Origin of the sequence: Enterobacter cloacae complex sp. IR5428 (assembly GCF_049238585.1) — a bacterium.
In the GTDB taxonomy this organism is placed as follows: domain Bacteria; phylum Pseudomonadota; class Gammaproteobacteria; order Enterobacterales; family Enterobacteriaceae; genus Enterobacter; species Enterobacter intestinihominis.
Window position 1 is genome coordinate 153,637 of record NZ_JBMKHV010000008.1, and the last position, 18,774, is coordinate 172,410.

Genomic DNA, 18,774 nt, shown 5'->3' on the forward strand with positions numbered 1-18,774 from the left:
GTTATTTAAACGTCAGCATGTTTATTCAATTTATTGGGATTGAATATGAACACGTCCAACATCAAAAAATACGCCCCGGTGGCACGTAAACAGTTCTGCGATGGAGTCATGCAAAAGCTGACCACGTTGGGTATTGAGGCCGATAAAAAGGGCAACCTGCAAATTGCACAAGCAACCGATCTTGGCGACAGCGTGCGTTATGGTCAGTTCTCGCTGGATAAGTCACTGGCGTCACGCCGTGAGCGTCTGGTCAAGCGTGCAGAAAAGCAGGGCTACGACGTGCTGGTGGAGCACATCGCTTACACCTGGTTTAACCGCTTCTGCGCTATTCGCTATATGGAGCTGCATGGCTATCTAGGTCACGGTTTCCGTATGCTGTCTCACCCGACGCTGGCAGGTGGTTTTGAGGTTCTGGATCATGTGCCGGAAGTGGCTGCAGCTCTGGAGCTGGACAAAGCGCGCCTGGTGGAGATGAAGCTGGCGGGCGATCGTGACGAAGAGCTGTACCGTGAACTGTTGCTTGCGCAGTGCCATGCACTTCATGGCGCGATGCCTTTCCTGTTCGAAGCGGTCAATGATGATATCGAACTGGTACTCCCGGATAACCTGACCCGCACTGATTCCATTCTGCGCGGGCTGGTGGATATTATTCCTGAGGAGGACTGGGAACAGGTCGAAGTGATTGGCTGGCTGTATCAGTTTTATATTTCCGAGAAAAAAGATGATGTGATCGGCAAGGTGGTGAAGAGCGAAGATATTCCCGCCGCCACTCAGTTGTTTACGCCAAACTGGATTGTGCAGTACCTGGTGCAGAACTCGGTGGGTCGCCAGTGGTTGCAAACCTACCCGAACTCCAGCCTGAAAGGCAAAATGCCGTACTACATTGAGCCAGCGGAGCAAACGCCGGAAGTGCAGTCGCAGCTGGCTGCTATTACCCCCTCGAGTATTGAACCCGAAAGCATTAAAGTGTTGGATCCGGCCTGCGGTTCCGGCCATATCCTGACTGAAGCCTATAACGTACTGAAGGCCATTTACGAAGAGCGCGGCTATCGTACCCGTGATATTCCGCAGCTGATTCTGGAAAACAATATTTTCGGCCTGGACATTGACGACCGTGCCGCGCAGCTTTCCGGATTTGCGATGCTGATGCTGGCACGTCAGGATGACCGTCGTATTCTGGGCCGTGGTATACGTCTGAATATTGTTTCCCTGCAGGAAAGTAAGCTGGATATCGCTGAACTCTGGACCAAGCTGAATTTCCACCAGCAAGTGCAGCGCGGCAGTATGGGGGATATGTTCGCCGAAGGGACGGCACTGGCCAATACTGACAGTGCGGAATATAAACTGCTGATGCGAACGCTAGCATTGTTTACCAGCGCAAAAACGTTGGGATCACTGATTCAGGTTTCACATGGAGATGAAGAGGCGCTCAAAACGTTTCTGGATGGGCTGTATCGCCTGGCTGTTGAGGGCGATAATCAGCAGAAAGAAGCGGCATCAGAGTTGATACCATTTATCCAGCAGGCATGGGTCTTAGCGCAGCGTTATGACGCTGTTGTTGCGAATCCGCCGTATATGGGCGGGAAAGGGATGAATGGCGAGCTGAAAGAGTTTGCAAAAAAACAGTTTCCGGACAGTAAGTCAGACCTTTTTTCATGCATGAATGAACATGGTTTTTCTTTGCTTAAAGATCATGGTTTCAACGCTATGATAATTATGGAAAGTTGGATGTTCCTTGCATCGTATCAGTCATTTAGGGAAAAAATCATTGGGCAAAGAACAATTATGGATTTAGTTCATATGCCTTATGATGGAAAAGGAAGAACGCCGCTTGGAATTAATTTTGGAACTTCTGCTACCATTGTTTTAAAAAAATATATTAATGGTTTTTCCAGTCACTTCTCTTGCTTGAGATTTTACGAAATTGATGACTGTGGTGTCCCTCTTCAGTTTCCATATAATAATGAACGTCAACGAAATATTGTAGTGGAGAATTTCAATAAGATCCCCGGCAGTCCGGTTATTTATGATGCGGCTGATTCAGTTTATTCGGCCTTTGAAAAATTCCCATCGCTAATTCAAAAGCATCATGTTTGTTCTGGCTTACAAACAGGTGATAATGATCTATATTTAAAGCAATGGTATGAAGTTAATAATGAATATATTTTTTTAGATTATAATGAGATCCATAATAAAGATAATTTTAAATGGTTCTTCCATAGGAAGGGAGGTGAGTTTAGAAAATGGTACGGGAATGTTGATTATATTCTAAACTGGGAAAATGAAGGGATGGATATAAAAAACTCTAAGTCTGCACGCCCCCAAAACTTGGATAAGTGGTTTTTAAAAGGTGTGACTTGGTCTCACACATCCTCCGCTTCGTTTAGCTCTAGGTTGCTTCGAAATATAGATACAATAAATGTTGAAGGTCCGTCTGCCTTTTCAGAAAAACCAGAAAAACTTCTGGCATATTTGTCATCAAAATTAGCTTTTTATTTTATGGGTATTTTAAACCCAACAATGCATTTTCTAGTAGGGACTGTTTCGCAATTGCCTTATAAAGATGGTGTAGGGGATGTAAATATAGTCAATAGACTAATTGATATATCAAAAAGAGATTGGGATTCTTATGAAGTTTCCTGTGGTTTTTCAAGGGGAACTTTATTGAATTTTAGTGCGCATAAATCAAACTTGTTTGATATCTATAATGATATTGTTTCTTGTTGGCGCAGGGATATTTATGAGGTGCAGGGTTTGGAAGAGGCTAATAATAAATTATTCATTGGCGAATATGGGTTTAATGATATATTAACACCATCTGTAATGTTAAATGAAATAACCCTTAACTGTAATCCGTATTATCGATATGGTAGTAAAAACTCAGAGATTGAACTAAAAGCGATGCAGCAGAGTGACACGGTGGTTGAGCTTATTTCATATACTATCGGCTGCCAAATGGGCCGCTATTCCCTCGATCGTGAAGGCCTGGTCTACGCTCATGAAGGTAACAAAGGCTTTTCTGACTTTGTCGCTGAAGGCGCCTACAAAACCTTCCCTGCCGACGAAGACGGCATCCTGCCGCTGATGGATTCCGACTGGTTCGACGATGATGTCACCGCTCGCGTGAAAGAATTCGTTCGCACCGTCTGGGGCGAAGAGCATCTGCAGGAAAACCTAGATTTCATTGCCGAAAGCCTCTGCTTGTACGCAATTAAGCCGAAAAAAGGCGAGTCTTCTCTGGATACCATCCGCCGCTATCTTTCCACCCAGTTCTGGAAAGATCATATGAAAATGTACAAGAAGCGCCCAATTTACTGGCTGTTCAGCTCCGGTAAAGAGAAAGCGTTTGAGTGCCTGGTGTATCTACACCGTTATAATGAAGGCACGTTGTCGCGTATGCGTACCGAATACGTGGTTCCGCTGCTGGCACGCTACCAGGGCAATATCGATCTGCTTAACGATCAGCTTAAAAATGCTGAATCCGGCGCAGCCACCACGCGTCTAAAAAAAGAGCTGGATGGGTTGACCAAAAAATTCAACGAGCTACGCAATTTTGACGATCGCTTGCGTCACTATGCTGATAGACGTATCACTATTGATCTGGATGACGGCGTTAAGGTTAACTACGGCAAATTTGGCGATCTGCTGGCGGATGTAAAAGCCATTACCGGTAGCGCACCTGAGGAGATTTGATGAAAATAGCGGCGATTTATACGCAGAGTGTTGGCCCATTGGGCAATGCGGAAATTAGCTTCAAAAGCGACTGGACGGGAGATGTGGAGGAGAATGTCCTCCTCACCGGCCCGAATGGCTGCGGTAAATCGACGCTGCTGCGTGGTATAGCTATGCTGTGGGATGCCCTGGGTTATTGGCTTGATCAGCGTGATTTCCTGCCTTTAAGAATGGAGACAAAGAAATGGCTGCGCCGATGGAATGGAGTAGCCATCGTTCTTGAAGACATGGGTTTTCTTGGTACTGAAAAAGTTGGTGTTTATTTTGGCAACAAGGAATGGGTCGGAAAACTTTTCATCGAACATCCTGAGGTCTCCTGGACTGGTGAAACCTTTGGCAGTAGCTCTGGACGCATAAGTCTCAGTAAAGGCATCTGGAGTGCAGAGTCAGGCCATTCGTCACTGATTCCTGATCTTATTGATAAGTGGTCACAAATTAGACAGCGGCTCCTAATTACTAGTGAGTACGTTAATGCTCCAAATATTATCTATCTCGATGCAGATGAGCGACGCTGGGTTTCACCGCAAAAAAATATATCGTCCTTATCCCAAGATGATTTAAGTCAACGGTGGTTAGCTACTTACTCTCCCTCCGCTGACTGGAAAGATCAGCTTGAAGCGTCGCTGTTCAACATGAAAGCGACCTTGCCCGATCAGTATCCCGAGATGATGAAAACCCTGAATCAGTTCTTCTCAGGGAAAATCATTGAAGAAGAGATTCAGCCTGGGCAGCGTCAGCAGGTCAAACTTGCTAACGGTGACACCCATACGCTGGATGAGCTGAGTTCTGGTGAGCATCAGGTTTTGATCATGCTCTTTATGGTTCAACGCTGGCTTCAGCCGGGCGGGGTCGTTTTAATCGACGAGCCGGACCTACATCTGCATCCTTCTCTGGTTTCCCCCCTGCTTGCAACTCTGGAAAACATTATCCAGAAAAAACAGGGGCAGCTTATTTTGACTTCTCATGCGACTGACGTCTGGCAGCGTTACGAAACGTTAGGGCTGCGTTATCCCCTTTCTGTTGAAAAGGATGATAAGCAATGAAGGAGTTTGAGTGGCATATCAAGACTATCCTTGAGACAAAAATCACCCAAGGTAAACGAGCGCTGATTGTTGAAGGTAAAACGGATGAACTCGTTTTTACCCAGCTCTTAAAAAAAGTCGATCCCCAATGGGAGACCAAATGGGTTCTTGCCGAAGTTGGCGGGAAACGTAATGTGGTAGAAATTTTGTCAAAACAACCGACTTGGTTGGGCATTGTTGATCGCGATGAGTGGGATAATGCTCAACTGAGCCAACGACAACTACAACTACCAAACCTGCTAGTTTTGCCTAGGTTCTGTATTGAAAACTATCTTACTGTCCCGGATGAGCTCTGGCATTGCTTGCCACAGAAGCAAAAAGCAAAACTCCCGGAAGGGCGAGAAGCGGCTATTCAATCTATTACTGTACCTATTACTGAAAACCTTGAGCAGTGGGTTCAATTTGGTGCTTTATGGGCAATAATAAACCCGCTTTGGGACGAACTGCGATTACTTGGTTTTAACCGAGACCTTCTCGATCCTGAACTGGTTGTTGATGAGCAACGTTTTCGAGCACAGTGCGCTAGCTGGCATAGCCATCTCGATCCTCAGAGATTATGGCAGAGATATCAAGAGAAACTGACTGCAATTCAAGCTCAGACTAATGATGAAAATCTGCGCACCATTGTTCATGGAAAAAAATTTTTTAAAGCAGTAGTGACTCCTGCTTTCAGAAGGCTATTTGCCATTCAGAGTGCAATTTCAGTTGAAGATTTATTCCGACAAATGCCAGTTCCGGCAGACCTGGCATTTGTCTGGCAACGCATGGATTTAACCCCAGAAGATAATTAATTATGCAATTTAAAGAACTGGAATCCGGGCTTCGTCAGAAGTTTACCGACAACCGTATCGTCTTCTGGCATGACCCGGAACAACGCTTCACTGATTCGCTCAATGAGCTGGATCTCGACAACGTTGCGCTGCTGGATATGCGCGGCGTTTCTGTGCTCGCAACAAAAAAACGACTTGAAATCGACGAGCCTGAGCAAAAATTTTTACTCTATTTCACCAGTGAGGTTCCCGCTCGCGAGCAGGACTGGTTGCTGGATATTCGCCTCTATAGCACAGAATTTCACGCTGATTATGCGGCGATCACTCTGAATTCGCTGGGTATCCCGCAGCTTGGTTTACGCGAACATATTCAGATCCGCAAAGCCTTCTTTACCGTTAAGCGAACTCAGATCCTGAAGGGATGGGTTACCGAGCGCGAAACGGAAAACTCTCTCGATAAGAAAATGCTTGCGGTGGTGGTCGGAGCCAGTACCTTTGAAACCAAAGAGATTCTGTTTGCTTTGGTTCAGCAATTTGTCGCGGCACGGCAGCAGGATGACAGCGCGCTGGAGAACACCTTCGCCGTACTGAAGAAACTTGGCCTGGATGAGGTACTCTGGGAGATTCTTCGTGTTGAGCTCGGGTACCAGTTTGAATCTCCTTCACTGGAAAACCTGCTGCTGAAACTGTTCTGTACCGATCTCTGGGCGCAGGGTGATGAAGCGCATCGTGACTGGTTGAGTAAAAATGTGCTGGCAACTGCGGCTGGACGAGCCTCTTCACTGGCCTTTATGGGGGCGTGGCGCAACGATCGTCGCTATAAAGCAGAATACGATTATTGTGCAGAGGATTTGCAACAAACACTGCAGCCAAAAGAGCACTACAACTACAGCTCACCGTACGCCCTGGCAAAATGTGAAACCTTCGAGGCCATTGAACAACTTATTATCCGTGGTCTGGTGACCCAGTTGCAGGAAGAGAGCACCACTCTGGACAGAGATGCGTTTAAAGCACTGGTATCTGAGCGCAGTGCTAAATACTGGAGCCAGACACGTCCAGAGTATCTTTCTATCTGGAATGCTATTCGTCAGGCGGAACGTTTGCTGAATTTGCGTAACCGCTACACTGACGGGTTTAATTTCCCCGATACAGGCGCGTTCTGGAAGGCCTACTGCGACGAAATTTATCGCTTCGATCAGACCTATCGTTTGTTTAATGAATATGCCGCACCGGTGCACAGCAAAGGGGCGATGATCCTGCATGAACTGGATAAATTCATTGAAGAGTTGTACAGCAACTGGTATCTGGCCGAGCTGAGTCGCGGCTGGAACAAACTGCTGGAAGCGGAAAACCGCATGCAGGCATGGCAATTTAGTGGCATACCCCTGCAGCGCAATTTCTATAAAGAGAATGTTAAACGTCAGTTTGACACCTCTCAGGTGAAACGCGTTTTTGTCGTGATCTCGGATGCACTGCGCTATGAAGTGGCGGAAGAGCTGGGCAGGCATATCAACCATGAGAAGCACTTCAGCGCAGAGCTGCGCTCCCAGACCGGAGTGCTCCCAAGCTATACCCAACTGGGCATGGCCGCACTGTTACCCCATGAGTCGTTGAGCTACCTTCCTGATAATTCTGGCGTAGTTTACGCCGATGGGATGTCCACTTCCGGGTTTGAAAAACGCGCCTCTATTCTGGCGAAGGTGAATGGTGTAGCACTGAAAGCAAAGGACTTGCAGAATGCCAATAACCAGGAAGTGAACGAGCAAATCCGCAACGCTTCCGTAGTTTATATCTGGCACGACACTATCGATGCCATGGGTGATAAGGCTGCAACGGAAGATAAAACGTTTGAGGCCTGCCGAAGTGCAATCACTGAGCTAAAAGATCTGGTTTCACGCCTGCGTATCCGATTTAATGCCAGCCGAATTTTTGTTACCGCCGATCACGGGTTCCTGTTCCAACAACAAGCGCTGGTGGAGCAGGATAAAACGAAGCTGGAAAGTAAAGCCAAAGACACGATTGAAGCGAATAAGCGTTTTATTGTAGGTCATCAACTGCCTGAAAGTGAATTTTGCTGGCACGGTAAACTGGCAGATACTGCAGGCTCAAGCGATGAGAGTGAATTCCTGTTACCCAAAGGGGTACAGCGTTTCCACTTCGTAGGTGGTGCTCGTTTCGTTCATGGCGGAGCCATGCTGCAGGAGGTGTGTGTTCCTGTGTTGAAGATTCGCGCGCTTGAAAAGAAAGCGGCTGAGAAGCAACCCCAGCGGCAGCCCGTGTCCGTCGTTGCGCGGGATCAGGTGATCAAACTGGTTAACAGCATTGATAAAGTTGGTTTTATTCAGACTTCGGCAGTGAATGATTTAAATGAGCCGCGCACGCTGAATATCTTTATCGTCGATGAAAACAACCAGGTCGTCTCCGGCACGGAAACAGTATGCTTCGACAGTGATAACGAAGATATGGGTAAACGCACCCGCGATGTAACCATGAAACTCATGGGGACGGCATTCAATCGTAAAAACAAATATGTTCTGATCCTGGAGAATGCGGACAGCGCAACAGAGTATGGTCGCTACCCGATCACGATCGACCTGGCATTTCAGGATGACTTCTTTTAAGTGAGGCGTTATGCAACAGCAGGATAACTCAGCCAGTAACATGGAAACGGCCTCTGTGTTGGCTCAGGACCTGGATTCATTGTTGAATCAGCACTTTCGCGGTCGCGTGGTGCGTAAGGATCTGACTAAGCAACTTAAAGAAGGGGCTAATGTTCCGGTTTACGTACTGGAATATCTACTCGGTATGTACTGTGCCTCCGATGACGATGAGGTTGTCGAGCAGGGGCTACAGTCGGTTAAGCGTATTCTTTCTGATAACTACGTCCGCCCGGATGAAGCAGAAAAAGTGAAATCACTGATTCGCGAGCGTGGTTCTTACAAAATTATCGATAAGGTCACGGTAAAGCTAAACCAGAAGAAAGACGTTTACGAAGCCCAACTCTCTAACCTCGGTATTAAAGATGCCCTGGTGCCGTCTCAGATGGTGAAAGACAATGAGAAACTGTTGACGGGTGGCATCTGGTGCATGATCACCGTGAACTACTTTTATGAAGAAGGGCAAAAAACGTCTCCTTTCTCGCTGTTCACACTGAAGCCGATCCAGATGCCAAATATGGATATGGACGAGATATTTGAGGCCCGCAAGCAGTTTGATCGTGACCAGTGGATCGACGTGCTGTTACGTTCTGTCGGGATGGAGCCTGCGAATATTGAACAGCGTACCAAGTGGCATCTGATTACTCGCATGATTCCCTTTGTGGAAAACAACTATAACGTCTGTGAGCTTGGACCACGTGGTACCGGTAAGAGCCATGTTTATAAAGAATGCTCCCCTAACTCCCTGCTGGTATCTGGCGGGCAAACCACGGTAGCGAACTTGTTTTACAACATGGCCAGCCGGCAGATTGGTCTTGTGGGTATGTGGGACGTCGTCGCGTTTGATGAAGTGGCAGGGATCACTTTCAAAGACAAAGATGGCGTGCAGATCATGAAGGACTACATGGCATCAGGTTCGTTCTCTCGTGGTCGTGACTCCATCGAAGGTAAAGCCTCCATGGTGTTTGTCGGCAACATTAACCAGAGCGTGGACACGTTGGTCAAAACCAGTCATCTGCTTGCACCGTTTCCGGATGCGATGATTGATACTGCATTTTTTGACCGCTTCCATGCTTATATTCCTGGTTGGGAAATTCCAAAGATGCGTCCGGAGTTTTTCACCAATCGCTATGGTTTGATTACGGATTACCTCGCTGAATACATGCGCGAGATGCGTAAACGTAGCTTCTCCGATGCAATTGATAAATTCTTCAAGCTGGGAAATAACCTCAATCAGCGTGACGTGATTGCCGTACGCCGCACGGTATCCGGTCTGTTGAAGCTAATGCACCCGGATGGCGCTTACGACAAAGAAGATGTCCGGGTTTGCCTGACTTATGCACTGGAGGTCCGTCGTCGCGTTAAAGAGCAGCTTAAGAAACTCGGTGGCCTGGAGTTCTTTGATGTGAACTTCAGCTACATCGATAATGAAAGTCTGGAGGAGTTCTTTGTAAGCGTACCGGAGCAGGGTGGCAGTGAATTGATTCCCGCCGGTATGCCGAAACCTGGCGTAGTGCATTTGGTCACGCAGGCTGATTCAGGTATGACGGGCCTCTATCGTTTTGAAACGCAGATGACTGCCGGTAATGGCAAACATGCGGTATCAGGTTTAGGGTCGAATACAGCAGCGAAAGAAGCGATCCGCGTGGGTTTTGACTACTTCAAAGGTAACTTAGGTCGTATCAGTGCTGCGGCTAAATTCTCTGAACATGAATATCATCTACATGTGGTGGAGCTGCACAGCACAGGACCGAGTACTACCACCAGTCTGGCCGCGTTAATCGCGTTTTGTTCCATATTGCTGGCAAAACCGGTTCAGGAACAAATGGTCGTATTGGGCGGCATGACATTGGGCGGCGTGACGAATCCCGTTCAGGATTTAGCTGCATGTCTGCAGGTAGCATTCGATAGCGGTGCTAAAAAGGTACTGCTCCCTATGGCGTCTGCTATGGATATTCCTACCGTACCGACTGAGTTATTTACCAAGTTCCAGGTAAGCTTTTATGCTGACCCTGTGGATGCGGTGTACAAGGCATTAGGTGTGAATTAAATGATATTATTACCAGTACTGTGTTCACTGCTTTACTGGTAATTTCATTTATTCCAAATATTCTTTTGAAATTTAAATTATGTCTTTTCATAAATTATTTGATCCCGGTTTTATGAAATAAAAATACAGGAATACAAACGGGATACAGTTTTCAAGAATCGGAATGGATTTGAGGTAATTTAGCATCTCGACTGGCGCAGTGCCGTGAGAAGCCTTACTCTGGAATGCGTTTCGGATCTGGAAAATAATCACGCAACTTTGTGATCTTCCACGCAGTATTCAATTTTAAGTCCCATTCTGGGGGTAAATCCCCAAAGTAAATCCTCACAACTCATTTATTTTCAACAAATTAAACCAAAAGGCGAGTCCGGCCTTCGCACTCATCCTCTAAACACCTCCCTCCGATGCCATTCCACAAACCCTTCCCTTGGATAATTCCCTTTCACCACCGGCAAAGCAATCTGCCTCCCGGCAAAATCCCAAAAAAGCCTCCCAACAATTCCATTCCCATTCACCGCCTCTGACACCAGCACCCGCATACTCTCATCCAGCCCAATCGATCCTTTATCAAATGCCTTATGATGAATTGCACACAGCGCCAGTCCATTCGGGATCTCACACGGTCCACCAAACTGCTTCCACTTGATATGCGCGGCTTCGAGTCCAACGGAGGCGTTATCATGTCGCATGTTGAATCCGCAGATGGCACATTCATAGTTATACGCACGCAACACCTGCTGGCGGAACAGCGGATCGCGAACCTTACGGATCTGCTGGATATCAAACCCCATCTCATCCGCGATCTCTTCCTGAATGCTTTCAGGAAAGTGCGCTTCAAGGATCTGCTGCGCCAGCGAGCCGATCAGGTTTTTGTTCTTACTCAGCAATGCAAAGTGTTCTTCATCAAACCCACCTGCGACATTATGTTCCACAAGTTCTTTGACGGGCGGTTGCTTACTGCCGGTGGTCGAACAGAACTCAGTGTTCTGAAGATCCCAAAATCCGTCCCTCTTGAGCCGCCAGAAGGGCATATTCGGGTAATGCGCCTTCCGCTGTGGGCCAAAGCGTTCTAACAGGCTAAGCAGTTGCTCGTGGACCTCGGTTCCGTAATCAAACAGTCTCACATGCCCCTGCTGATAGTTCGCCAGCACGTACAGAAGCAATAAAGGCTTATGCGGCGCACGCTGTTCGCCTTTGCGCCAGATGGTGATGTCGGCAATTGCCTGTTCGAGAGTTATGCTGGAAGCCATCGCGTTACGGGAGAAGGTAAATAATTGCGATGATGCTCGCAAAACCCGGACCAATCAACCCGCAATCAACAAAAACATGACCTTACCGCACACTCAACTATTTCCTGAATCCCCCTCGCAAATTCCAAATTTCCCCCACCCAAAACCGCTGTATTTATATTCAGCCCTGTATAATAAGCACCAGAAATTACGACGAACGGCAAAGGAAGTATCAAAGAATATTTAAAGAAGAATTCGCGATATGAAGGTGCTGCAACACCCCCATACCGCTAACCACCAACAACTACGGAGAAGTTGAAAATGGCTGCGACGAATTTTAAGCCAGAGTTTACTGTTTGCAAAACAGAATCAGACGCTTTCACCGGCATGATTGAAAACCGCGAGCTGGTACGCAAAAACAGCGCCCGCCGTCTTCACGGTAACCAGACCAACGTAGCGCCCGTCCATCCCCGCGCGGAAACGCCTCAGGACAGTGCCGCCTGCTGTGAATTGTATGCCCGCATAGACATGAAATATCTTCTCCTGGGCGGCGAGTGGCTAACCCGTGCAGGCTTTATCAACGGTATGCCGGTGAAAATCCGCGCCATGAAAGACTGCATTGTGATTACGCCGCAGCATACAAGAGAATTATGGGGATGCCTGGAAGGTATGAGTGTGGTGAATATAAATAAGCAGAAAGTCGCTCAGTGGTTAAAAACGTTTCCGGGGGCGCTGAATGATACCGGCGATATACCCGTTGTGAAGCGGGGAATCGGGCAAGCGATGCCTGAGTAGTTCTGGCTTCCTGCCTTATATTCCTGGAGCAATATAACGATACGGGCATGTTATCCCATGCCCGTATTCATCAGAAATCACTCGTGCTTTACCTGCTCTTTCACAGCCTTAACCAGCACAGCGTGAAGTTCGCCAACGGTTAAATCGCGTATCACAGGTTCTGGTATGCCACGCACCCAGCGGATAAATCGACAGATGCCAAAAAAGTCTATACCTTCACCCGTAAACAGATACTCGTTATCAGCAAGAGAGAACGTTTTCCTATAGCCATCCTCTTCCATGGCAAGCTGAACGCCAAACGCTTTTTCGCAGTCTTCCAGTAGGTCTTCGCCATCCATACCGCAAATATGTAAATCGGCCTCAATCCAGGTGTTGTTATCAATAGGTTTACGATGTATCCCAGAGGACTCACGAACGACCTCAATAACTTGTGCGAGAGTAGGTTCCATTTACAAAAAATTCCGTATTCGTTAGATTCAATTGGCTATCCGGAACTTAACAGTCACCCGCTATTAGATAAGGTGTGAAGTAGAGTACTGCTCCAGAAAGCATGATTATCTTTGCTATGGTTTGAAACCGGATTTACCATTTTCCCTACGCCACTCCTTTACTTCCTGGACTACGCCTTCGGGGCTGTCTACTCTATCTTCTCGTGGATAGTAAATAAGATCGGAACCATCAGGGTGCTGCGTCAATCGTTTGAATTCGAGGATTTTTTTTATATCTTCAGCTTCAGTGGTACCAGATACATCAAAAAATTTTCTTACAAATTCCAAAAATTGTTCTTCTGTGTAATCTTCAATTTTATCCATTTTTTCATCTTAGATGAGATCTTTTAGTATGCCCGATACGATTATCGGGCAATGCCTCTCACCAATTATCCCTATAGTCGAAAGAAACCTGATAGTCATAAATAGTAGGGGTTATTTTATGTAAGAAATGGGGTTGGAGAACGGGTATCCATTCGGCTTCAACATCAAAAAAACCATTATTCACATTGTTTTTAGTCGGTATATGAAGACCTTTGGTCATGATCTCCGCATTATCGCCGAAGTCGTTCGAAAATTCTGTCCCTTCACCTAGCACAGTCCTCATATCATACCATTGCAATCTAATCTTCAAACCCATGGTAGCCCTCTTTTTTGAATTAATGATTCTAAAGTTAGGTTAAATTTCCCCTCCAGAAAGCTGAAAGGTTAAATCAGCAGAATAAAATGTTCTTCCAAGAAGGCTTTCTAAAAGATGTGCCTGATGCTCATTGATATTATAGACGCCAATACCATGCGAAAAATCGCTTCTATCTTCAGTATTCATCCCCATAATCATACATAGATCATTGAGGTTTTGATGCGGTATTTCGATTTCGAAAAGCAAATCTTCATCTGTTTTGCTGTATGCATCAATTGTGTAAACGATCATTATTTTTCTACCTTTCTGGTTGGGTCTGCTGGTTTAGTTTGCTTACCTGTAGAGGGATCAAACTCACCGAGGTGATTGCGTCCTGAACGATCATATACCTCAACTGTACCGTGTTGAGAGTCCCACTCGTAAATTTTACCTTTTGAATCCTTCCAACGGGTACGCAGTTTACCTCCCCCTTTAATTGGTGTTTTCGCTTGAGCTTTCTTAGCATCAGGAAATGCAGATAAAGGAGGGTTTCCTTTAGGAGGTGAATGGTATTTGTGATCTGAATTAATATAGACATAAATCGGCGGCACCCCGCCCACCGGCAGAATCAGAATATAATCTGCAAACGTCTTCTCTTCCGGTGTCGGGCTGGTCGTCGCACCAATCCCCGTATCCTCCGGCAGCGGATCAACGACAACCGGGTTCGGTATCCGTACCGGATTCTGATTGCCCGTATCCCACGGCTTACTCTCTCCGGTGCGGTCCGGTGTCCAGATAATGGTGATACCGGGGTCTTCTTCGGTGGTAAAGGTGTACGCCTGGCGTCGGCTATCCCACTCCATCCTGCGAACGCGCACGCTGTCTTTGCCCGGCGGCGTATGCCAGCCGCGCGGTGTCGGATTGCCGCTGGCGTCGTTCTCCCAGGTGAAGCGAACTCGGGTAGGGGCTTCCCGCATCTGTTCGGCGCGCATCCTGTCGATAAAATCCTGCTCTCCGTCGTTCAGCTTGCCGGGATACATCCCTATCAGCACCCCTGCGACAGGAGCACCAAGGCCTCCCGTGGCTATCTCGCCAAGTGCAGCGCCGCGCATGGCCCATGTGCCGGAAGTAATTGTACGCCCGCCAACCAGTACGAGTTCGCTGGCATCGGCGATCGCGTTCCGCGCGGTCCAGGCCCTTTCTTCGGCTGCAACGGCAGCCTGATAGTCCATCTCCTCGTGATGCCCATTCCACCAAAGATAAAGCGCGCTGCGTTGCTTCGGCTTTGGGGGCGCCTTACGCTTTGCCGCCTGGGCGTGCTGAGGGGCGTCGTTGGGCATGGCCTGGTAAAATGCCATCTCGGCGAAGTTGGTGTGCGGCTCACTTTCGGTGCCTGCATCGTTACATCCTTCACCGCGCAGGCAGGATTTCGCAAAGACCCGGTTGCGATCGCGTTCTTCTGTTTGTCGCTGTGCTTCGGCCTCTTCCTCTTTTCGGCGTGCTGCGAGCATGGCCTGATGCTTTTCCTGTGCGATCTGTTCAGGAGAGGGACCGGAGCCGAGCCACTCTCCCGATGGGGCGATCACGCGGTTGGTTCCGTGCGGGCAGCCACAAATGACGACAGAACCATCGACGGCTGAGGTTTGTCCCATCCAGTTAACCCGAGGTTCGCCGTCTGCAACAACGCCCTGTTTGCCGCATTTAGGGCATGCCGTAGTTTTATCGCCAACGCGGATAACGCCGCGCCCGTGCTCGGTGCAGTTGGGCAGGGTGCTACAACATATTGCGCCGGTGGTCGTTCTGTCGCCGTGCAGCGCCTGACCGCGGCCGTAGTTCGTGGAACGGTAGCCCATGGCCTATTCTCCGGGCCAGGTTAAGAAATCCTCTTGAGGTGGAATCCCTTCGCGGGTGACCAGATAAGTACTGCCGAGCGGTGTGCTGATAATCTCGTCATCGTTATCAAGCAGGCTGCCTACCAGGGCAACGCCGTGTCCTTTCCAGGTAAAAGCGGTTCCTGATGAGGTCATAATCGTGGCGAGCGTTCCATCCGGATAGGCCACACAGTCTCCTTCGACAATCGGGCTGGTGTAACTCCCATCGTCCATGAGCATTGTGGCTTCACGATCGACGGGAAGTACCATGCCGCCCATTCGGGTCTGGCTGCCAGCCGTGGCGATCCGCCAGATGGCGGTGACGGGATGTTGTCGATGAAAGGCTTCCTGTTCGGCAATAATGGCGCGCGCGTCCTCAGGCATGGCGGCCAGTTCTTCAGCGGAAAAAGGCGAACGATCTATTTCCGCTTTTAATTCAGTGGTGAATTCATTGGTATAAAGCTGCATGACAATTCCTTGTAGGGGCAGAAGAGTAAATGCAGCAATGCTAGGTTTGAGACTGTAAGGCGAATATACATAAAGTGGTTAATAAGTCGGGCTAAATTCCGAAATAAATATCCAGGTTGATATTGGTCATCTTTTAAAGAAGGGTTAGTAATAGTTCCTGTTAATTATAAATTTAATATTCGCTGAATTGCCGATAGTAATATTATGCAGCGCATGTATTATTTGAATACATACGCTGCATGACGTTATTTCAAAACACCGGCACCCCCAACCCAACCTTCACCTCCCTCAACGTCGCCTGCGTCACCCCCTGCGCCCGTTCGGTCCCGCGCTTCAGCATCGCCATCAGCTCCCCCTTGTCCTGCATATACATCGCCCTCCGCTCCCGCATCGGCGCAATCAGCTCCTGCAAACACGCCTCCAGCTCGTTCTTGCACGCCCGGTCACCCAGCCCGCCCGCCTGATAATGCGCCTTCATCGCCGCCACTTTCTCTTTGTCCGGATGAAACGCGTCAAGGTACGTAAACACCACGTTCCCCTTAATCTGCCCCGGGTCGCTCACCTTCAGGTGGTTCGGGTCGGTGTACATGGCGCTGACCGCACGGTGAATAGCCTCTTCGCTGGCCGACAGGTGCAGCGTGTTGCCCAGCGATTTAGACATCTTGGCGCTGCCGTCGATGCCGGGCAGGCGGCTGGTGTCGCTCAGCATCGCCTTACAGTGGTGCAGTACCGGGGCGGGCAGCAGGCTGTTCATCTTGTGCACAATCTCGTTGGTCTGCTCAATCATCGGCAACTGGTCGTCGCCGACGGGCACGCACTCGGCCTTAAACGCGGTGATGTCCGCTGCCTGGCTGATGGGGTAGGCCATAAACCCGACCGGCAGCGAGCGGGCGAAGCCCTTCTGCGCAATCTCGTTTTTTACCGTCGGGTTACGCTCCACGCGGGCAACGGTGACGATGTTCATATACAGCATCGTCAGCTCGGCGAGGGCGGGCAGGGCGGACTGCAGGCAGATCGTGGTCAGATTCGGGTCGATACCGGCGGCGAGGTAGTCGGCCAGCACTTCGGGGATGTTGTCGCGGATCTTCTGCGGGTTGCTGCCGTTGTCGGTCAGCCCCTGAAGGTCAGCAATCAGCACAAACTGGTTGTGCGTCTGCTGAAGCGCCACGCGCTGGCGCAGCGATCCGACGAAGTGGCCGAGATGCAGCGGGCCGGTTGGGCGGTCGCCGGTGAGGATGGTTGGTGCGTTCATAAAGACTCCTTAATGTGCAATTGCCGAAAGGGGTCTTAGAAATGTGAAAGCCGCCTTTCGGCGGCTATCAGAAAATGGGGAAAACTACTCCGTGCCGCCTTTAAGAGGGCAGCCACCAGCGGTTTACGGTGAGCACGGCGTGGTTTATGTTCATGCTTTTACCGTATCACGTCCGGCGCGAAAAACAAAAGGGCACGTCATGCTGCAATCTCTCAATCATCTGACCCTCGCGGTCAGCGACCTGCAAAAAAGCGTCAGCTTCTGGCACGAGCTGCTGGGGCTTGCGCTGCACGCCCGCTGGAATACCGGGGCCTATCTCACCTGCGGCGAACTGTGGGTCTGCCTGTCCTACGACGAGGCGCGCCAGTACGTGCCGCCGCAGGAGAGCGACTACACCCACTACGCGTTTACCGTGGCGGAAGCGGATTTTGAACCGCTCTCGCAAAGGCTTGAGCAGGCGGGCGTCACCGTCTGGAAGCAGAACAAAAGCGAGGGGGCGTCCTTCTATTTTCTCGACCCGGACGGGCACAAGCTGGAGCTGCACGTGGGCAGCCTCGCCGCGCGGCTGGCGGCGTGTCGCGAGAAGCCCTATGCGGACATGGTATTTACTTCAGACGGGGCTTGAGGCGCGCACCTTCAGCCTGCCCGCCAGCGTTACGTGTGTGGCGGCATCTTCCTGATTGCACAGGTACTCCACCGCCAGCCGTCCCAACTCGCTGTAGGGCAACTGGATACTGGTCAGCGGCGGGGTTAGCTGTTCGGAAATCTTCTGGTCATCGTAGCCCGCCAGCAGCATGTCCTGCGGGATACGCACGCCATTCACCGCCAGCGCCTGGTAGCAGCCAATCGCCAGCCAGTCGCTGGCACAGAAAATGGCGTCCGGGCGTTCGGTCAGTTCCAGCAGGGACGTGGTGGCGGTAAAGGACTCGCTGAACTGCCAGTTGGTCTGGCGCACCAGGCTCTCGTCACACGTTAAACCGGCCTGCTTCAATGCCGCCTGGTAGCCCGCCAGACGCTGGCGCGAGGCCTCCATCCAGCTCTCGCCGGTGATGTGGGCGATGCGCGTGGCGCCGCAGGCGATGAGGTGTTTAGTCACCTGGAAGGCGTTGGCGTAGTCGTCCGGGATAAACGACGGCAGCAGCGGCGAGCCAGGGTCGCGCTGGTTGAGCAGCACCAGCGGGATGCGGGTACAGTCCTGAAATGGCGTCATATCGACGACATTCGTGACCGGAGAGGCAAGGATAATCCCGATGCAGTTGCGCTTGTCCAGCTGGCGGATGATGTTCAGGGCCAGCTCCACGTCGTCGCCGTAGTCGTAGACTGTGAGCAGCGTCTCGTTGCGCCACGCCGCTTCCCGCGCCTGGCTGATGGCGTCGATAAACGGGTCGAAGCTCTGCAACGAGCTGACCAGCAGGGCGATCTCCTCCTGGTTGCGCGGAGCGTGAATGGCAGGAAGACGGTCGTAGCCGAGCTCGGTAGCGACGTTGATCACCCGCTGACGGGTGTCGTCGCTGAGCTTGATGTTGCGGGACTGGTTAAGCACCAGCGATACCGTCGCCTGCGACACACCCGCCGCCCGCGCAATATCGTTCATCGTCACTTTCGTTTTTCGCTTCATCCGTCCTCTCCCTTTCGCGAATTTGCATCATACCCTAACCGCACGCTTTAGCGCCGCCGATCACGTTTCTCATTCATCGAAGCGTGAACTTTGTGAGAGGCGTCGCTTTTCTTTGCACCGCGATTTGCGCATTTATCCCACAG

At 49.7% G+C, this 18,774-nt stretch carries 16 protein-coding genes; 7 read left to right on the forward strand and 9 right to left on the reverse strand.

Annotated elements, in window-relative coordinates:
• The first annotated feature begins 45 nt into the window (after positions 1-45).
• Genes pglX through brxL form a run of 5 tightly spaced genes read left to right on the forward strand, consistent with a single transcriptional unit; the run spans position 46 to position 10,291 of the window.
• Positions 46-3,693: a BREX-1 system adenine-specific DNA-methyltransferase PglX gene (gene pglX, locus ACOTXC_RS14235; RefSeq protein WP_421767781.1), complete on the forward strand. Its 3,648-nt coding sequence runs from the start codon at positions 46-48 to the stop codon at positions 3,691-3,693.
• The gene (locus ACOTXC_RS14240) at positions 3,693-4,775 is read left to right on the forward strand and encodes an AAA family ATPase (RefSeq protein WP_421767782.1); all 1,083 of its coding nucleotides are present in this window, start codon (positions 3,693-3,695) and stop codon (positions 4,773-4,775) included. The genes pglX and ACOTXC_RS14240 overlap by 1 nt, the downstream gene beginning before the upstream one ends.
• The gene (locus ACOTXC_RS14245) at positions 4,772-5,605 is read left to right on the forward strand and encodes a hypothetical protein (protein ID WP_421767783.1); all 834 of its coding nucleotides are present in this window, start codon (positions 4,772-4,774) and stop codon (positions 5,603-5,605) included. The genes ACOTXC_RS14240 and ACOTXC_RS14245 overlap by 4 nt, the downstream gene beginning before the upstream one ends.
• Before the next feature lie 2 nt (positions 5,606-5,607).
• The gene (pglZ, locus tag ACOTXC_RS14250; protein WP_317578758.1) at positions 5,608-8,205 is read left to right on the forward strand and encodes a BREX-1 system phosphatase PglZ type A; all 2,598 of its coding nucleotides are present in this window, start codon (positions 5,608-5,610) and stop codon (positions 8,203-8,205) included.
• 10 nt (positions 8,206-8,215) lie between these two features.
• A complete protein-coding gene (brxL, locus tag ACOTXC_RS14255; RefSeq protein WP_045307844.1) occupies positions 8,216-10,291 on the forward strand; it encodes a protease Lon-related BREX system protein BrxL in 2,076 nt (691 codons plus the stop codon).
• Positions 10,292-10,671: 380 nt separating this feature from the next.
• Here brxL and ACOTXC_RS14260 read toward each other — a convergent pair whose 3' ends face one another.
• A complete protein-coding gene (locus ACOTXC_RS14260; RefSeq protein WP_421767784.1) occupies positions 10,672-11,541 on the reverse strand; it encodes a phosphorothioated DNA-binding restriction endonuclease in 870 nt (289 codons plus the stop codon).
• Between the two features lie 300 nt (positions 11,542-11,841).
• Here ACOTXC_RS14260 and ACOTXC_RS14265 point away from each other — a divergent pair, with 300 nt between their 5' ends.
• Positions 11,842-12,315: a SymE family type I addiction module toxin gene (locus ACOTXC_RS14265; protein ID WP_180250691.1), complete on the forward strand. Its 474-nt coding sequence runs from the start codon at positions 11,842-11,844 to the stop codon at positions 12,313-12,315.
• 77 nt (positions 12,316-12,392) lie between these two features.
• Here the strand turns inward: ACOTXC_RS14265 and ACOTXC_RS14270 are convergent, their stop codons facing one another.
• From ACOTXC_RS14270 to trpS, 7 genes are all read right to left on the reverse strand, one after another.
• Positions 12,393-12,764 carry a hypothetical protein gene (locus ACOTXC_RS14270; RefSeq protein WP_157508492.1) on the reverse strand — a complete coding sequence of 124 codons (372 nt, stop codon included), beginning with the start codon at positions 12,762-12,764 and terminating at the stop codon, positions 12,393-12,395.
• A 114-nt stretch (positions 12,765-12,878) separates the two neighbouring features.
• Complete coding sequence (locus ACOTXC_RS14275) at positions 12,879-13,127, reverse strand: bacteriocin immunity protein (protein WP_083264126.1); 249 nt, start codon at positions 13,125-13,127, stop codon at positions 12,879-12,881.
• A gap of 58 nt (positions 13,128-13,185) precedes the next feature.
• Complete coding sequence (locus ACOTXC_RS14280) at positions 13,186-13,443, reverse strand: colicin E3-like toxin immunity protein (protein WP_421767785.1); 258 nt, start codon at positions 13,441-13,443, stop codon at positions 13,186-13,188.
• Positions 13,444-13,482: 39 nt separating this feature from the next.
• Complete coding sequence (locus ACOTXC_RS14285) at positions 13,483-13,734, reverse strand: DUF7683 domain-containing protein (protein ID WP_154051865.1); 252 nt, start codon at positions 13,732-13,734, stop codon at positions 13,483-13,485.
• A complete protein-coding gene (locus ACOTXC_RS14290) occupies positions 13,734-15,275 on the reverse strand; it encodes a colicin E3/pyocin S6 family cytotoxin (RefSeq protein WP_421767786.1) in 1,542 nt (513 codons plus the stop codon). The genes ACOTXC_RS14285 and ACOTXC_RS14290 overlap by 1 nt, the downstream gene beginning before the upstream one ends.
• A gap of 3 nt (positions 15,276-15,278) precedes the next feature.
• Entirely contained in the window at positions 15,279-15,761 is a 483-nt protein-coding gene (locus ACOTXC_RS14295; protein WP_155024510.1) for a hypothetical protein, read from the reverse strand.
• 250 nt (positions 15,762-16,011) lie between these two features.
• Positions 16,012-17,013, reverse strand: coding sequence for a tryptophan--tRNA ligase (gene trpS / locus ACOTXC_RS14300; protein WP_421767787.1), 1,002 nt, complete (start codon positions 17,011-17,013; stop codon positions 16,012-16,014).
• Between the two features lie 199 nt (positions 17,014-17,212).
• Here trpS and fosA point away from each other — a divergent pair, with 199 nt between their 5' ends.
• Entirely contained in the window at positions 17,213-17,638 is a 426-nt protein-coding gene (fosA, locus tag ACOTXC_RS14305) for a FosA/FosA2 family fosfomycin resistance glutathione transferase (RefSeq protein ID WP_193132287.1), read from the forward strand.
• On the opposite strand, the gene ACOTXC_RS14310 is transcribed toward fosA, so the two are convergent.
• The gene (locus ACOTXC_RS14310; protein WP_069596203.1) at positions 17,624-18,631 is read right to left on the reverse strand and encodes a LacI family DNA-binding transcriptional regulator; all 1,008 of its coding nucleotides are present in this window, start codon (positions 18,629-18,631) and stop codon (positions 17,624-17,626) included. The genes fosA and ACOTXC_RS14310 overlap by 15 nt on opposite strands.
• Positions 18,632-18,774: the final 143 nt, after the last annotated feature.

Bases quoted from the DNA above. Each gene is read 5' to 3' on its own strand.
- fosA (WP_193132287.1), top strand. From the start codon at position 17,213: ATGCTGCAATCTCTCAATCATCTGACCCTCGCGGTCAGCGACCTGCAA.
- ACOTXC_RS14260 (WP_421767784.1), bottom strand. From the start codon at position 11,541: ATGGCTTCCAGCATAACTCTCGAACAGGCAATTGCCGACATCACCATC.
- brxL (WP_045307844.1), top strand. From the start codon at position 8,216: ATGCAACAGCAGGATAACTCAGCCAGTAACATGGAAACGGCCTCTGTG.
- pglZ (WP_317578758.1), top strand. From the start codon at position 5,608: ATGCAATTTAAAGAACTGGAATCCGGGCTTCGTCAGAAGTTTACCGAC.
- ACOTXC_RS14275 (WP_083264126.1), bottom strand. From the start codon at position 13,127: ATGGATAAAATTGAAGATTACACAGAAGAACAATTTTTGGAATTTGTA.
- trpS (WP_421767787.1), bottom strand. From the start codon at position 17,013: ATGAACGCACCAACCATCCTCACCGGCGACCGCCCAACCGGCCCGCTG.
- ACOTXC_RS14295 (WP_155024510.1), bottom strand. From the start codon at position 15,761: ATGCAGCTTTATACCAATGAATTCACCACTGAATTAAAAGCGGAAATA.
- ACOTXC_RS14270 (WP_157508492.1), bottom strand. From the start codon at position 12,764: ATGGAACCTACTCTCGCACAAGTTATTGAGGTCGTTCGTGAGTCCTCT.
- ACOTXC_RS14285 (WP_154051865.1), bottom strand. From the start codon at position 13,734: ATGATCGTTTACACAATTGATGCATACAGCAAAACAGATGAAGATTTG.
- ACOTXC_RS14245 (WP_421767783.1), top strand. From the start codon at position 4,772: ATGAAGGAGTTTGAGTGGCATATCAAGACTATCCTTGAGACAAAAATC.
- ACOTXC_RS14265 (WP_180250691.1), top strand. From the start codon at position 11,842: ATGGCTGCGACGAATTTTAAGCCAGAGTTTACTGTTTGCAAAACAGAA.
- ACOTXC_RS14280 (WP_421767785.1), bottom strand. From the start codon at position 13,443: ATGGGTTTGAAGATTAGATTGCAATGGTATGATATGAGGACTGTGCTA.
- pglX (WP_421767781.1), top strand. From the start codon at position 46: ATGAACACGTCCAACATCAAAAAATACGCCCCGGTGGCACGTAAACAG.
- ACOTXC_RS14310 (WP_069596203.1), bottom strand. From the start codon at position 18,631: ATGAAGCGAAAAACGAAAGTGACGATGAACGATATTGCGCGGGCGGCG.
- ACOTXC_RS14290 (WP_421767786.1), bottom strand. From the start codon at position 15,275: ATGGGCTACCGTTCCACGAACTACGGCCGCGGTCAGGCGCTGCACGGC.
- ACOTXC_RS14240 (WP_421767782.1), top strand. From the start codon at position 3,693: ATGAAAATAGCGGCGATTTATACGCAGAGTGTTGGCCCATTGGGCAAT.